This window comes from Bradyrhizobium sp. WBAH42 (genome assembly GCF_024585265.1).
Classification (GTDB): domain Bacteria; phylum Pseudomonadota; class Alphaproteobacteria; order Rhizobiales; family Xanthobacteraceae; genus Bradyrhizobium.
Map to the genome: position 1 here is coordinate 3,067,856 of NZ_CP036533.1, position 14,440 is coordinate 3,082,295.

A 14,440-nucleotide genomic window follows, 5' to 3' on the forward strand; every position below is an offset into this window, starting at 1 on the left:
GGATTGTCCTTTGGAATCGGCTTTCCGGCTGGGCATATCGACTGGAAGACCATGAAGCTGCGCGACCTCTTGGGTCAGGATGTTCCGGGCAATGATGCCGCGATCGAGCCCGCTGCCGCGGCGCTCGAGGTGAGCGGCGTTGCGCTCGACAGCCGCGCGGTGAAGCCGGGCGATCTCTTCTTCGCGCTGGCAGGCAGCAAGACCGACGGCGCCCGCTTCGTCGATGCTGCGGTCGCCGCCGGCGCGGTGGCCGTCGTCGGTGACCACGCACCGGCCGCTTGCAAGGTGCCGTTCATCGTGGTCGCCAATCCGCGCCGCGCGCTGGCACTGGCCGCGGCAAGATTTTTCCCGGCGCAGCCTGCGACGATCGCCGCGGTGACCGGAACCAGCGGCAAGACCTCGGTCGCCGCGTTCACGCGCCAGATCTGGGAGCGGCTCGGGCATGCCTCCGCCAGTATCGGCACCATCGGTCTCGTGTCGCAAAAGCGCACCGTCTATGGCTCGCTGACCACGCCGGATCCGATCGCGCTGCACCGGCAGCTGGACGAGATCGCGCGCGAGGGCGTCACGCATCTCGCGTTCGAGGCGTCCTCGCACGGGCTCGATCAATATCGACTCGATGGCGTGCGCATCTCGGCCGGCGGCTTCACCAATCTCTCGCGCGACCACATGGATTACCATCCGACCGTTGCGCATTACCTCGCGGCCAAGCTCCGCTTGTTCCGCGAGCTGGTGCCGCCCGATGGCGCCGCGGTGATCTCGGCCGATCATGATTGCTCGGCGGAAGCGATCGAGGCGGCGACATCGCGCGGCCTGCGCGTCATGGCGGTCGGCCGCAACGGCGATGGCGCAGGCGAAGGCATCCGCCTCACGGAGGCCGTGGTCGACGGTTTCTCGCAAAAGCTCACGGTCGAGCATCGCGGCAGGGCTTACGCGATCCGGCTGCCGCTGGTCGGCGAATTCCAGATCGAGAATGCGCTGGTGTCGGCCGGGCTTGCCATCGGCACCGGCAGCGATGCTGAAAACGTGTTTGCGAGCCTCGAACATCTCGAAGGCGCCAAGGGCCGGCTCGAGCGCGTCGGCGCGCGCAACGGCGCGCCGATCTTCGTCGACTACGCGCACAAGCCCGACGCGCTGGCGAAGGCGCTGCAGGCGCTGCGGCCTTATGCCAAGCGCAGGCTGGTCGTCGTGTTCGGCGCCGGCGGCGACCGCGATGCCGGCAAGCGTCCGATCATGGGCGAGATCGCGGCGGAGAATGCCGATGCCGTCATCGTCACCGATGACAATCCGCGCAGCGAGAAGCCGGAAGCCATCCGCGCCGCCATCCTCGCCACCGCGAAGGGCGCCCGCGAGATCGGCGACCGGGCCGAGGCGATCCGCGCCGCGATCGATGACTTGCAGGAGGGCGATGCGCTGCTCATCGCCGGCAAGGGCCACGAGACCGGGCAGATCGTCGGCGGCCAGACGCTGCCCTTCAGTGATCACGAGGCGGTCGCCGCCGCACTAGCGTCGAGGGTTGCATGAGCGGGCCAATATGGACGGTTGCCGAGGTCGCGCGTGCGCTTGGCGTGGCCGGATCGTTCCCGGAGACGGGAATCGATTTCGTCACCCAGGACAGCCGCCTGGTGAAGCCGGGCAGCCTGTTCGTCGCGCTCAGCGGCACGCCGAGCGGCGGCTTCGTCTCGGCTTTCGCCAGCGCGCGCGACGGCTGGGAATTCGCCGACAAGGCGGAAGCTTCAGGCGCGGTCGCGATGATCGTGCCGCACGAGATCGCGGGCATCCGCATTCCCCAGATCGTCGTCAAGGACACGCTGATCGACGGCCTCTGGGGCCTCGCCCGCGCCGCACGCGCGCGCTTCAATGGCCCGGTGATCGGGCTCACCGGCAGCGCCGGCAAGACCAGCACCAAGGAATTTCTCGCCGCCTATCCGAACGCCTATGCCAGCCCGTCGAGCTTCAACAATTTCTGGGGCGTGCCGCTGACGCTGTGCAATGCCAGGCGGGACGCCAGCCTCTGGGTCGTCGAGATGGGCATGAACCAGCAAGGCGAGATCGCCCGGCTCAGCGAGCTCACGCAGCCGACCGTCGCGCTCATCGTCAACGTCCAGCCGGTGCATCTGGAAAAGCTCGGCTCGCTCGAGGCCATCAGGCGCGAGAAGGTGTCGATCGCGCTCGGCCTGCCCGAGGACGGCGTGCTGGTGCTGCCCGCCGGACTCAAGGCTTCCGAGTGGAAGGGCAAGGTCGTGCGCTTCGGCGGCGAGCATGCCGAGGTGCACGAGGTCGCGCATGCGCCGCACGGCGAGAGCTGGCAGGTCGTGGCCGCGATCGGCAAGAAGGAGATCGCCTTCAGCCTCACCCCTGGCGCGCCGCACCGGGTGCACAATGCGCTGGCTGCGCTCGCCTCGGTTCATGCCGCGCATCTCGATGTCGCGACGCTCGCGGTCAAGCTCGATCGCGTCGGCATCATGACTGGCCGCGGCGTCGAGCAGGCAATCGGCGATATCACGGTGATCGACGACAGCTTCAACGGCAATCCGGCCAGCGTGGCGGCGGCGCTGCAAAGCCTGCAGGCGCGCAACATGAGCGGTGGCCGCCGCATCGCGATTCTCGGCGACATGCTCGAGCTCGGCGAGGACTCACCGAGCTATCACACCGGCCTCGCCAGGCATCTCGACGGCATCGACGGCGTCTTTTGCGTCGGGCCGCTGATGCGCCACCTGTTCGACGCATTGCCAGCGGGCAAGGGCCTCGGCTGGCATGACGATCCCGCCACGCTGAAACCGGCCGAGGTCGCAAAGCTGCTGAAGGCAGGCGACGTCGTGGTTGTCAAGGGCAGCAAGAAGATGTTCTGGGTCAACAAGTTTGTGCCGGGGCTGGTGGCCGCCTTGCAGGCAAAGGCGTAAACTGCTTGGAAGGCGCCGTTCCCGAATCCCACCCTTTGCGGCGGAAGCCGTCCGTTTCCCGAAACGCGCGGCCCATGACGAAGACCAGCGAATGCGCATGAGGCACCTGGATATGCAAAGGCGCCATAGGACCGTCTGAATGTTTTACTGGCTGATCGAGCTTTCCAACACATTTCCGGGCTTCGGTGCCTTTCGCACCGTCCTGAACGTCTTCCGCTACATCACCTTCCGCACCGGCGGCGCCATCGTGACCGGCGCGCTGTTCGTGTTCCTGTTCGGGCCCTGGATCATCGATCATTTGCGCATCCGTCAGGGCAAGGGCCAGCCGATCCGCACCGACGGTCCGCAATCGCATCTCGCCAAGAAGGGCACGCCCACCATGGGCGGACTGATGATCCTGTCCGGGCTCACGGTCGGCACCGTGCTGTGGGCCAATCCGCTCAACCCCTATGTCTGGATCGTGCTGGCGGTGACGCTCGGCTTCGGCTTCGTCGGCTTCTATGACGATTACCTCAAGGTGACCAAGCAGACCACGACGGGGTTCGGCAGCAAGCTGCGCCTCTTGATCGAAGCCGTCATAGCGCTGGTCGCCTGCTACGCGCTGGTGCGGCTGAACCGCGACCCCGCCTCGACCGCGCTGACGATTCCCTTCCTGAAGGATACCGTGCTGCATTTCGGCTGGTTCTTCGTCGTCTTCGGCGCCTTCGTCATCGTCGGCTCCGGCAATGCGGTGAACCTCACCGACGGTCTCGACGGCCTCGCCATCGTGCCCGTGATGATTGCGACCGCGAGCTTTGCGATGATCGCCTATCTCACCGGCAACTTGGTGTTCGCCGACTACCTCCAGATCAAATATGTCGCCGGCACCGGCGAGCTCGCGGTGCTCTGCGGCGCGTTGCTCGGCGCCGGTCTCGGCTTCCTCTGGTTCAACGCCCCGCCTGCCTCGATCTTCATGGGCGACACCGGCTCGCTTGCGCTCGGCGGCATGCTCGGCGCGATCGCGGTCGCGGTGAAGCACGAGATCGTGCTCGCCGTGATCGGCGGATTGTTCGTGCTCGAGGCGGTTTCGGTCATCGTGCAGGTGGTGTCCTTCAAGCTCACGGGCAAGCGCGTGTTCAGGATGGCGCCGATCCACCATCACTTCGAGCAGAAGGGCTGGACCGAGCCGCAGATCGTGATCCGCTTCTGGATCATCTCGGTGATGCTGGCGCTCGCCGGCCTTTCGACGCTGAAGCTGCGGTGACCGATCGATGATCCCCGTCACGTCCTTCGCCGGCAAGACGGTCGCGGTGTTCGGCCTCGGCGGCTCGGGGCTCGCCTCCTGCCATGCGTTGAAAGCCGGCGGTGCCGAGGTGGTCGCCGCCGACGACAACGCCGAGAACGTCGCCAAGGCCGCGCAGGCCGGCTTCATCACCGCGGACTTGCGCAACGTCTCCTGGGCCAAGTTCGCAAGCCTCGTGCTCGCGCCCGGCGTGCCGCTCACCCATCCTGTGCCGCACTGGAGCGTCTTGAAGGCGCGCGAGGCCGGCGTCGAGGTGATCGGCGACATCGAGCTGTTCTGCCGCGAGCGGCGCCGCCACGCACCCGATGCGCCGTTCGTCGCCATCACCGGCACCAACGGCAAGTCGACCACGACGGCGCTGATTGCGCATCTGACCAAGGTCGCCGGTTACGACACCCAGATGGGCGGCAATATCGGCACCGCGATCCTGTCGCTGGAGCCGCCGCGCATGGGCCGCGTCCACGTCATCGAGATGTCGTCCTACCAGATCGACCTCACGCCCTCGCTCGATCCCTCCGTCGGCATCCTGCTCAATGTCAGCGAGGACCATATCGACCGGCACGGCACGATCGAGCATTACGCCGCGGTGAAGGAACGCCTCGTTGCCGGCGTGCAGGGCGGCGGCACCTCGATCGTCGGCGTCGATGACGGCTATTGCCGCGATATCGCCGACCGGCTCGATCGCGCGGGCAAGAACGTGGTGCGCATCTCCGTCAAGAACCCGCTCGCGTCAGGCATTTACGTCGAGCACGGCACCATCGTTCGCGCCTCGGGCGGCGCCCGCAGCGAAGTCGCCGCGCTCGGCGGCATCGGCTCGCTGCGCGGCCAGCACAACGCGCAGAACGCGGCCTGCGCGGCCGCCGCCGCGCTCGCCATGGGCATCAGCCAGGACGTGCTACAGAACGGCCTGCGCAGTTTTCCGGGCCTCGCGCATCGCATGGAGCAGGTCGGCCGCCGCGGCAACGTGCTGTTCGTCAACGATTCCAAGGGCACCAATGCGGATGCCACGGCGCATGCGCTGTCGTCGTTTGCCGACATCTTCTGGATCGCCGGCGGCAAGCCAAAGGCGGGCGGCATTACTAGCCTGACCGGTTTCTTCCCGCGGATTCGAAAAGCCTATCTGATCGGCGAAGCCGCGCAGGAATTTTCCGGAACGCTCGGCTCGGTCGCGCACGAGATCAGCCAGACCCTGGACGTCGCGGTCGAGCACGCCGCGCGGGATGCGGAAGCGTCGGGCCTCACTGATGCCGTCGTGCTGCTGTCGCCCGCCTGCGCCTCGTTCGACCAGTACCGCAATTTCGAGATCCGCGGCACCAAGTTCCGCGAGCTGGTGCAGGCGCTGCCGGGTGTGAAGCCGGTGGTGTAGGACGCGCACTCGTCCGGCCAACTCCGCTGTCGTCGCCCGGCTTGACCGGGCGACCCAGTATTCCAGAGACGGTTGTGATTGAACCGAGGAGCCGCGGCGTACTGGATGCCCCGGTCAAGCCGGGGCATGACAGTGCGTCTTGTGGCCAGAGATCATCGTCAAACATCCGCACTTCCTTAACCCCCCGGTAACCAACCTCGGCGACCAATGGACGGACCTCTGTCCGAAAGCGGCCGCCCATGCTCTCCCGTGAAGAACGCACCCCCTTTTCCGAGTGGTGGTGGACCGTCGACAAGCCGCTGATGGGCGCCATCCTGGGGCTGATGCTGACCGGGGTGATCCTGTCGCTGGCGGCGAGCCCGCCGGTTGCGACCCGCATCGGGCTCGATGCCTTCCACTTCTTCAGCCGCCACGTGCTGTTCCTCGTGCCCTCCTGCATCGTGCTGCTCGGGGTGTCCTTCCTGTCGCCGCGCGCGATCCGCCGCTCGGCCCTGATCATCTTCGCGGCGAGCATCATCCTGATCGTGCTCACGCTCGCCATCGGCCCCGAGGTGAAGGGTTCGCGCCGCTGGATCACGCTGCTCGGCGTCAACATCCAGGCCTCCGAGATCGCAAAACCGTCTTTCGTCGTGATCGCGGCCTGGCTGTTCGCGGAATCGACCAGACGGCCGGAGATGCCGGCGACCTCGATGGCGCTGGTGCTGCTGCTGATGCTGGTCGCGCTATTGGTGATGGAGCCGGATTTCGGCCAGACCATGCTGATCCTGATGGTATGGGGCTCGCTGTTCTTCATCGCGGGCATGCGCATGATCTGGGTGTTCGGGCTCGCAGGTCTCGGCGCGGCCGGCCTGTTCAGCGCCTATCTTTTCGTTCCGCACGTCGCGGGCCGCATCAAGCGCTTCATGAACCCGGCCTCCGGCGACACCTTCCAGGTCGATACCGCCATGGAGGCCTTCTACAACGGCGGCTGGTTCGGGCTCGGACCCGGCGAGGGCATCGCCAAACGCAGCCTGCCGGACAGCCACACCGACTTCGTCTTCGCGGTCGCGGCCGAAGAGTTCGGCATCATCCTGTGCCTTGCGATGCTGGCGCTGTTCGCCTTCGTCGTCATCCGCACGCTATCGCGTGCCTATGCCAATGAGGACATGTTCTCGCGCTTTGCGGCCTCGGGTCTTGCGATCCTGTTCGGCGTGCAGGCGGCGATCAACATGTCGGTGAACCTGCAGCTCATTCCCGCCAAGGGCATGACGCTGCCGTTCATCTCCTATGGCGGCTCCTCGATCATCTCGCTCGCCTATGGCGTCGGCATGATGCTGGCGCTGACGCGGCTGCGCCCGCGCACCGAGGTCGAGGCGAGCGGCCACGCCGAGGCGATGCGCAGTTACGCGTAAGTCGTCATTGCGAGCGCAGCGAAGCAATCCAGACTGTCCCGCGGAGGGATTCTGGATTGCTTCGCTTCGCTCGCAATGACGGGACAGACCTTGTAAAAAGGCCTACCATGGACACGTCCCCCCTGATTCTTCTCGCCGCGGGCGGCACCGGCGGCCATCTGTTCCCGGCCGAGGCGCTCGGCGTCGAATTGATCCGGCGCGGTTATCGCGTCCGCCTCGTCACCGACGAGCGCGCGCTGCGCTACAGCGGGCTGTTCAGCAAGGACATGATCGACGTCGTCAGAAGCGAGACCGCGCGCGGCCGCAATCCGCTTCAGCTCGCCTATGCCGGCCTCACGCTCGCCGCCGGCACGCTGTCGGCCTACGCCCTGATCAAGCGGTTGAAGCCCGTCGCCGTCGTCGGCTTCGGCGGCTATCCGACCTTGCCGCCGCTGGTCGCGGCGAAGTTCGCGGGCGTACCCGGCATCATCCACGACGCCAACGCCGTGCTCGGCCGCGCCAACCGGTTCCTGTCGAGCCGCGTGCGCGCCATCGCGACATCCTTGCCCGGCGTGCTCGATCGCGATCCGGCGCTGGCAGGCAAGACGACGACCGTCGGCACGCCGATGCGTCCGGCGATCCTCGCGGCCGCTGCGGTGAAATATGCCGCGCCCGAGCCGAACGGGCCGCTGCGTCTGCTCGTCGTCGGCGGCAGCCAGGGCGCGCGCATCATGGCCGACATCGTGCCTGATACGATCGAGCGACTCGAGCCTGCGCTGTGGAGCCGTCTCATTCTCACCCAGCAGGTGCGCGAAGAGGACATGAGCCGCGTGCGCGCCGTCTACGACAAGCTCAAGATCAAGGCCGAGCTCGCGCCGTTCTTCACGGATCTGCCGGCGCGCCTCGCCTCCAATCATCTCGTGGTATCGCGCTCCGGTGCGGGCACCGTGGCCGAGCTCGCCGCGATCGGCCGGCCCTCGATCCTGGTGCCGCTGCCCGGCTCGATCGACCAGGACCAGTTCGCCAATGCCGGCGTCCTGGTCAAGGTCGAGGGCGCAATCCGGATCCCGCAGACCGAGTTCACCTCCGATCGGCTGGCGTCCGAAATTTCTGGCTTCGCCGCCGAGCCCGTGCGCCTTGCCGCGATGGCCGAAGCCGCCCGCGGCGCTGGCCGGCTCGACGCGGCTGAGCGGCTGGCCGACCTCGTGGTCAAGGTCGCGGGAATCTGACGTCTGTTCCGGCCCGGATGGCCAAAAAAGCCACTTGTCATGCCCCGCGAAAGCGGGGCATCCAGTATCCGACGCAGTTGATTTGAATCTCTGGCGTCGCGGAGTACTGGATCGTCCGCCTTCGCGGACGATGACCCCAAGGAAACCACATGAGACTGCCGCGCGAGATCGGACCCATCCACTTCGTCGGGATCGGCGGGATCGGCATGAGCGGCATCGCCGAGGTGCTGGTCAATCTCGGCTATGCCGTGCAGGGCTCGGATGCCGCCGACAATTACAATCTCGACCGTCTGCGCAAGAAGGGCGCGAAGGTCTCGGTCGGCCACAAGGCCGAGAATATCGACGGCGCCGAGGTCGTGGTCGTGTCCTCCGCGATCAAGCGCGACAATCCGGAACTGATGGCGGCACGCGAGAAACGCATTCCCGTGGTGCGCCGCGCCGAGATGTTGGCCGAGCTGATGCGGCTGAAGAGCTGCGTCGCCATCGCCGGCACGCACGGCAAGACCACGACGACGACGATGGTCGCAACGCTGCTCGACGCCGGCGGCCTCGACCCGACCGTGATCAACGGCGGCATCATCAACGCCTACGGCTCCAACGCACGGTTAGGTGCCGGCGACTGGATGGTGGTGGAGGCCGACGAGAGCGACGGCACGTTCCTGAAGCTGCCGACCGATGTCGCGATCGTCACCAATGTCGACCCCGAGCATCTCGATCACTTCAAGACCTTCGAGGCCGTGCAGGACGCGTTCCGTCACTTCGTCGAGAACCTGCCGTTCTACGGCTTTGCCGTGATGTGCATCGATCATCCCGTGGTGCAGAGCCTCGTCGGCAGGATCGAGGATCGCCGCATCATCACTTACGGTGAGAACCCGCAGGCCGATGCACGCCTGGTCGATCTCACCGCGGGCGGCGGCGGCTCGAAGTTCAAGGTCGTGATCCGCGACCGCAAGACCGGCACCACGCATGAGATCGCCGACCTCGCGCTGCCGATGCCGGGCCGGCACAACGCCTCGAATGCGACGGCTGCAATTGCGGTCGCGCATGAGCTCGGCGTGTCGGACGAGGCGATCCGCAAGGCGCTGGCTGGCTTCGGCGGCGTCAAGCGGCGCTTCACCAAGACTGGCGAGTGGAACGGCGTCACCGTGATCGACGATTACGGCCATCACCCCGTGGAGATCGCGGCCGTGCTGAAGGCAGCGCGCGATTCCTACACCGGTAAGGTGATCGCCGTGGTGCAGCCGCATCGCTACACCCGTCTGCAATCGCTGTTCGAGGAATTCTGCACCTGCTTCAACGACGCCGATGCGGTCGTCGTCGCCGACGTCTATGCCGCGGGCGAAGCGCCGATCGACGGCATCGACCGCGACCATTTCGTCGCGGGCCTGCGCGCGCATGGTCACCGCGAGGTGATCCCGCTGCCGGCCGCGACGGAGCTCGCCGGCATCGTCAAGGGATTGGCGAAACCAGGCGATCTCGTCGTGTGCCTCGGGGCAGGCAACATCACGCAATGGGCGTATGCATTGCCCGGCGAATTGAAGGCGCTGGGGTAACGCGGTGGGATTTCCCGACATCACCCCTTCACTCAAAGCCGCGATGCCCGAGCTGCGCGGCCGGCTGCTGGCGAACCAGTCATTGGCCGAGCTCACCTGGTTTCGCGTCGGCGGTCCCGCGCAGGTGTTGTTCACGCCGGCGGACGAGGACGATCTCGCTTACTTCCTCGCGCATCTGGCCCCTGACATTCCCGTCTATGTCATCGGCGTCGGCTCCAACCTCATCGTGCGCGACGGCGGCATTGCCGGCGTCGTCATTCGTCTCGCGCCGCGCGCCTTCGGCGAGGCGAGTGCGAGTGGCGACATCGTCACCGCAGGTACTGCCGCGCTCGACAAGCGCGTGGCGGAGGTTGCGGCGTCCGCCAATATCGGCGGGCTCGAATTCTTTTTCGGCATTCCGGGTACGATCGGCGGCGCGCTGCGCATGAATGCCGGCGCCAATGGCGGCGAGACCAAGGACGTGCTGATCGAGGCGAGGGGCGTCGGGCGCGACGGCACCAAGCACGTGTTCTCCAACGCCGACATGAAGTTCGTCTACCGCAACAGCGGCGTCGATCCCTCCATCATCTTCACCTCCGCGCGCTTTCGCGGCGAGATCAGGGACGCGGAGGCGATCCGCGCGCGCATGGCGGAGGTGCAGAGCCATCGCGAGACCGCGCAGCCGATCCGCGAGAAGACCGGCGGCTCGACCTTCAAGAATCCGCCCGGCCATTCCGCCTGGAAGCTGGTGGATGCCGCCGGCTGCCGCGGCTTGCGCGTCGGTGGCGCGCAGGTCTCGGAGATGCATTGCAACTTCCTGATCAACACGGGTGACGCCACCGCGCATGACATCGAGACGCTCGGCGAGACCGTACGCGAACGCGTTAAGGCGAATTCCGGAATTGAGCTACACTGGGAAATCAAGCGGATCGGGCTTTCATGATTTCCGTCATTCCGGGGCGCGACGAAGTCGCGCCTGCGCCTTTCGGCGCATCCCGGAGTGACGATACACATGGGTGACAGGAACATGCGCATCACCATCCTCTTCGGCGGCTCCAACCGCGAACGTCTGGTCTCGGTCGCCACCGCCCAGGCGCTGCATCAGGCGCTGCCCGAGGCCGACCTCTGGTGGTGGGACGTCGAGGACAAGGTGCACGTCGTGCAGTCGAAGCAGCTGCTCGAGCATGCCCGCCCGTTCGAGGACGAGTTCAAGCCGGGCACGTCAGGCGTTCCGCTCGCGCAGGCGCTCGACCGGGCCAAGGCGGAAGATCGCGTGCTGGTGCTCGGCCTGCATGGCGGGCGTGCCGAGAACGGCGAATTGCAGGTGATGTGCGAGGCGCGCGGCGTGCCGTTCACCGGCTCGGGCTCGGCGTCCTCGCATCTCGCCTTCGACAAGATCGCAGCCAAGCATTTCGCTGCGCTCGGCGGCGTCACGCCACCGGAAAATCTTGCGCTCGATGATATCGACGGGGCCTTCGCCGAATACGGCCGGTTGATTGCAAAGCCCGCGCGCGACGGGTCGAGCTACGGCCTGATCTTCGTCAACGCCAAGCAGGACCTCGTCGCCGTCCGCAACGCGGCCAAGCATGAAGAGTATGTCATCGAGCCCTACATCGCCGGCGTGGAGGCGACCTGCGGCGTGCTGGAGCGCACCGACGGCTCGATCATCTCGCTGCCGCCGATCGAGATCATTCCGGGTGAGGGCAATTTCGACTACGCGGCGAAATATCTTCTGAAGTCGACCCAGGAGATCTGCCCCGGCCGCTTCGCACCCGAGATCACCGCCGCGCTCAAGGAGCAGGCGATGCTGGCCCATCGCGCAATGTCCTGCACCGGCTATTCCCGCTCGGACTTCATCGTCTCGGACAAGGGCCTCGTCTATCTCGAGACCAACACGCTGCCCGGGCTGACCAAGTCCTCGCTCTACCCCAAGGCGCTGAAAGCCGAAGGCATCGAGTTCGTCGACTTCCTGCGCGGCCTGGTCGAGCTCGCCTGCCAGCGCGTACGGAAATAGTCAGGACTGGTTAACGGCCGAATCGGCGAAACCGACCAGTTTGGCGACCAAAACCGGTAAAATGCCGGACATCGCGGCGCAAATGCCTCACATCGCGAGGCAAAATGCGCAAGTCGTTAACGAATTTTACCTTTTGTTTACCAGGACGTCCGAAGGTTAACGCTGGCGGCGCATATGGCGCTTTGGCTGCCGGCGCGAGAGCTGTCGCGGGTGATGTCACCCTCCAGCGAACGCTTTGAAGGGGAGAGGTTTTCTTCTGCTGAAGACCAGCACCCGGCCCGGCACCGAGACGTCATGTTCGCCAGGATCCGCGCGATGTCGCGGGCAAACTGTTGACGAGCTCGTGCAATGGATGGAGCAGGAAGCCTCACCCGGTCGCTTTTCAGATCGCTGAGGCCCCAAGCTGACCTGAAGGCGGCCGCTATCGGAGCGGGCGTGCTTCTGCGCGAGTGGATGCAGGACAAGCACGAAGAGGCGCGCGCTGCCGCCAAGGACAAGGCCAAAGCCAAGGCCAAGGTCAGGGCCGTCGTCGAGCGCGAGCCGCCGCCGCGCGTGGTCGCGCTGGTCGAGCGCTATCTGCCGCGCCGCGTCGGCCTCAGCATGACCGTGCTGCTCCTGATCGGCAGCTGCGGCTTCGGCATCGTCAAGGGCGGCCATCTCCAGGATTTCGTCACCGCGGTCAGCGATGCCCGCAATGCGCTGGCCAATTCCGCCGGTTTCCGCATCACCTCCGTCGTGATCAACGGCCGCAAGCAGCTGACGCAGGACGAGATCCTCGCGATCGGCGGCGTCAGCGGCCGTTCCTCGCTGCTGTTCCTCGATGCGGACGCGGTGCGCGACAAGCTCAAGGCCAATCCCTGGATTGCGGATGCGACCGTGCTGAAGCTCTATCCGGGCCAGCTCATGATCGAGCTCACCGAGCGCAAGGCGTTCGCGCTGTGGCAGGAGGCCGGCCGGCTCTCCGTCATCGCCGACGACGGCGCCGTGCTCGAGCCCTATGTTTCGCGCCGCTTCCTGTCGCTGCCGCTCGTGGTCGGCAAGGGCGCCGACACCCAGGCGCGTGATTTCCTGGCGCTGCTATCGCGCTACCCGCAGGTGAATTCGGTGACCAAGGCCGCGATCTACGTGGGCGAGCGGCGCTGGAACCTGCGGCTCAAGGACGGTCTCGACATCCGCCTGCCCGAGCAGGACGTCGGCAACGCGCTTGCGACGCTGTCCAAGCTCGACAAGGAAGACCGGTTGTTCTCCCGCGACATCGTCGCCGTCGACATGCGCCTGCCGGACCGGCTGGTGGTGCAGCTCTCCGAGGACGCCGCAAAGGCGCGCGAGGAGCTGTTCAAGGACAAGAAGAAAAAGAAGGCCGGGGATTCCGCATGACCGGTCTCGATCGCAGCCAGACGCCGAAGACGCGCCCGATGCCGCACAAGCGCGGCGGCATCGTCGCCTGCCTCGACATCGGAACCAGCAAGATCGCCTGCATGATCGCGCGGCTGAAGCCGTCGCCGCCGAGCGATGCGCTGCGCGGCCGCACCCATGCGGTGGAATTGATCGGCTACAGCCAGATCCAGTCGCGCGGCATGAAGGCCGGCGCGGTGATCGATCTCGGCGAATGCGAGCAGGCGGTGCGCCAAGCCGTCGGGCTTGCCGAAAAGATGGCCAAGGTGCGGGTCGAGTCGGTGCTGCTGTCGGTCTCCGGCGGCCGGCTCGCCGGCCAGCTGGTCGAAGCCGCCGCCGACATTCGTGGCGGCGCCGTGACGCCGGCCGATGTCAGCCGCGTCACCTCCACCGGCATGCGCCACGCCACCGGCGAAGGCCGCACCGTGCTGCACGCGCTGCCGGTCGGCTACACGCTCGACGGCGTCAAGGGCATCCGCGATCCCCGCGGCATGGTTGCGCACCAGTTCGGCGTCGACATGAACGTCGTCACCTGTGACGCCACTGTGGCGCGCAACCTGATGCTGGCGGTGGAGCGCTGCCACATCAATGTCGAAGCGATGGCAGCGAGCTCCTATGTGGCCGGCCTGTCGGTGCTGACCGACGACGAGGCCGATCTCGGCGCCGCCGTCGTCGAGATGGGCGCCGGCACCACCACGATTGCCGTTTATTCGGGCGGCCGCTTCGTGCATGCGGCGGGTTTTGCGGTCGGCGGGCAACACATCACGATGGATCTTGCGCGCGGACTCTCGGCGACCATTGCCGATGCCGAGCGAATCAAGACCTTATACGGCACCGTCATCACCGGCGGATCGGACTCGCGTGAGCTGATGTCTGTGCCGACAGCCGGTGACGAGCAGGATCTGCCGCAGATCGTCTCCCGCGCCACCATCGCGAACATCGTCAAGCACCGTGCCGAGGAAGTCTTCGAAATGGTTCGGGACAAGCTGAAGGATTCGCCCTTCGCCGCAGAGCCCAACGGCCGCGTCGTGCTCTCGGGCGGCGCCTCGCAGCTGACCGGTCTCGTCGATCTCGGTACCCGGATTCTCGGCCGCCCCGTGCGGGTCGGCCGTCCGCTCGGTTTTGGCCGGCTGCCCAACGAGGCGAAGAACGCCGCGTTCGCGGTGCCGACCGGACTTCTCGTCTACCCGCAATATGTTCACCTCGAACATGTCGAACCGCGGCATACGCGGCAGCAGGTCAAGACAGGGACCGGCGGATATTTCGGAAAGGTCGGACGATGGCTACGCGAGGGCTTCTGATGACCGCATTCTGCAATCTTCGATTTTCACCAACTCCCGCGGCCACCG

Annotated in this window: 11 protein-coding genes; all 11 read left to right on the forward strand. The window is 66.3% G+C overall.

Features of this window, described 5'->3' with window-relative positions; translation table 11 throughout:
- The first annotated feature begins 51 nt into the window (after positions 1-51).
- The 11 genes from DCG74_RS14345 (at position 52) to ftsA (ending at position 14,392) form a co-directional block, all read left to right on the forward strand.
- On the forward strand, positions 52-1,524 hold the full coding sequence (locus DCG74_RS14345; protein WP_172787375.1) for a UDP-N-acetylmuramoyl-L-alanyl-D-glutamate--2,6-diaminopimelate ligase: 1,473 nt from the start codon (positions 52-54) through the stop codon (positions 1,522-1,524).
- Positions 1,521-2,903: a UDP-N-acetylmuramoyl-tripeptide--D-alanyl-D-alanine ligase gene (gene murF, locus DCG74_RS14350; RefSeq protein ID WP_172787241.1), complete on the forward strand. Its 1,383-nt coding sequence runs from the start codon at positions 1,521-1,523 to the stop codon at positions 2,901-2,903. Before DCG74_RS14345 ends, murF begins: the two co-directional genes overlap by 4 nt.
- A gap of 139 nt (positions 2,904-3,042) precedes the next feature.
- Complete coding sequence (gene mraY, locus DCG74_RS14355) at positions 3,043-4,146, forward strand: phospho-N-acetylmuramoyl-pentapeptide-transferase (RefSeq protein ID WP_172787242.1); 1,104 nt, start codon at positions 3,043-3,045, stop codon at positions 4,144-4,146.
- A 7-nt stretch (positions 4,147-4,153) separates the two neighbouring features.
- A complete protein-coding gene (murD, locus tag DCG74_RS14360) occupies positions 4,154-5,551 on the forward strand; it encodes a UDP-N-acetylmuramoyl-L-alanine--D-glutamate ligase (RefSeq protein ID WP_172787243.1) in 1,398 nt (465 codons plus the stop codon).
- Between the two features lie 239 nt (positions 5,552-5,790).
- The gene (ftsW, locus tag DCG74_RS14365) at positions 5,791-6,942 is read left to right on the forward strand and encodes a putative lipid II flippase FtsW (RefSeq protein WP_172787244.1); all 1,152 of its coding nucleotides are present in this window, start codon (positions 5,791-5,793) and stop codon (positions 6,940-6,942) included.
- A gap of 107 nt (positions 6,943-7,049) precedes the next feature.
- Positions 7,050-8,150, forward strand: a complete 1,101-nt coding sequence (gene murG / locus DCG74_RS14370) for an undecaprenyldiphospho-muramoylpentapeptide beta-N-acetylglucosaminyltransferase (RefSeq protein WP_172787245.1) — start codon at positions 7,050-7,052, stop codon at positions 8,148-8,150.
- Between the two features lie 149 nt (positions 8,151-8,299).
- The gene (murC, locus tag DCG74_RS14375; protein ID WP_172787246.1) at positions 8,300-9,703 is read left to right on the forward strand and encodes a UDP-N-acetylmuramate--L-alanine ligase; all 1,404 of its coding nucleotides are present in this window, start codon (positions 8,300-8,302) and stop codon (positions 9,701-9,703) included.
- 4 nt (positions 9,704-9,707) lie between these two features.
- Positions 9,708-10,625, forward strand: a complete 918-nt coding sequence (murB, locus tag DCG74_RS14380) for a UDP-N-acetylmuramate dehydrogenase (RefSeq protein WP_172787247.1) — start codon at positions 9,708-9,710, stop codon at positions 10,623-10,625.
- An 84-nt stretch (positions 10,626-10,709) separates the two neighbouring features.
- Entirely contained in the window at positions 10,710-11,696 is a 987-nt protein-coding gene (locus tag DCG74_RS14385; RefSeq protein WP_172787376.1) for a D-alanine--D-alanine ligase, read from the forward strand.
- A 348-nt stretch (positions 11,697-12,044) separates the two neighbouring features.
- On the forward strand, positions 12,045-13,073 hold the full coding sequence (locus DCG74_RS14390) for a cell division protein FtsQ/DivIB (RefSeq protein ID WP_172787248.1): 1,029 nt from the start codon (positions 12,045-12,047) through the stop codon (positions 13,071-13,073).
- A complete protein-coding gene (gene ftsA, locus DCG74_RS14395; protein ID WP_172787249.1) occupies positions 13,070-14,392 on the forward strand; it encodes a cell division protein FtsA in 1,323 nt (440 codons plus the stop codon). The genes DCG74_RS14390 and ftsA overlap by 4 nt, the downstream gene beginning before the upstream one ends.
- Positions 14,393-14,440: the final 48 nt, after the last annotated feature.

What these genes read in the sequence shown, in the direction of transcription:
- DCG74_RS14345 (WP_172787375.1), top strand. Translation starts at nt 52, where the DNA reads ATGAAGCTGCGCGACCTCTTGGGTCAGGATGTTCCGGGCAATGATGCC.
- murF (WP_172787241.1), top strand. Translation starts at nt 1,521, where the DNA reads ATGAGCGGGCCAATATGGACGGTTGCCGAGGTCGCGCGTGCGCTTGGC.
- mraY (WP_172787242.1), top strand. Translation starts at nt 3,043, where the DNA reads ATGTTTTACTGGCTGATCGAGCTTTCCAACACATTTCCGGGCTTCGGT.
- murD (WP_172787243.1), top strand. Translation starts at nt 4,154, where the DNA reads ATGATCCCCGTCACGTCCTTCGCCGGCAAGACGGTCGCGGTGTTCGGC.
- ftsW (WP_172787244.1), top strand. Translation starts at nt 5,791, where the DNA reads ATGCTCTCCCGTGAAGAACGCACCCCCTTTTCCGAGTGGTGGTGGACC.
- murG (WP_172787245.1), top strand. Translation starts at nt 7,050, where the DNA reads ATGGACACGTCCCCCCTGATTCTTCTCGCCGCGGGCGGCACCGGCGGC.
- murC (WP_172787246.1), top strand. Translation starts at nt 8,300, where the DNA reads ATGAGACTGCCGCGCGAGATCGGACCCATCCACTTCGTCGGGATCGGC.
- DCG74_RS14385 (WP_172787376.1), top strand. Translation starts at nt 10,710, where the DNA reads ATGCGCATCACCATCCTCTTCGGCGGCTCCAACCGCGAACGTCTGGTC.
- DCG74_RS14390 (WP_172787248.1), top strand. Translation starts at nt 12,045, where the DNA reads ATGGATGGAGCAGGAAGCCTCACCCGGTCGCTTTTCAGATCGCTGAGG.
- ftsA (WP_172787249.1), top strand. Translation starts at nt 13,070, where the DNA reads ATGACCGGTCTCGATCGCAGCCAGACGCCGAAGACGCGCCCGATGCCG.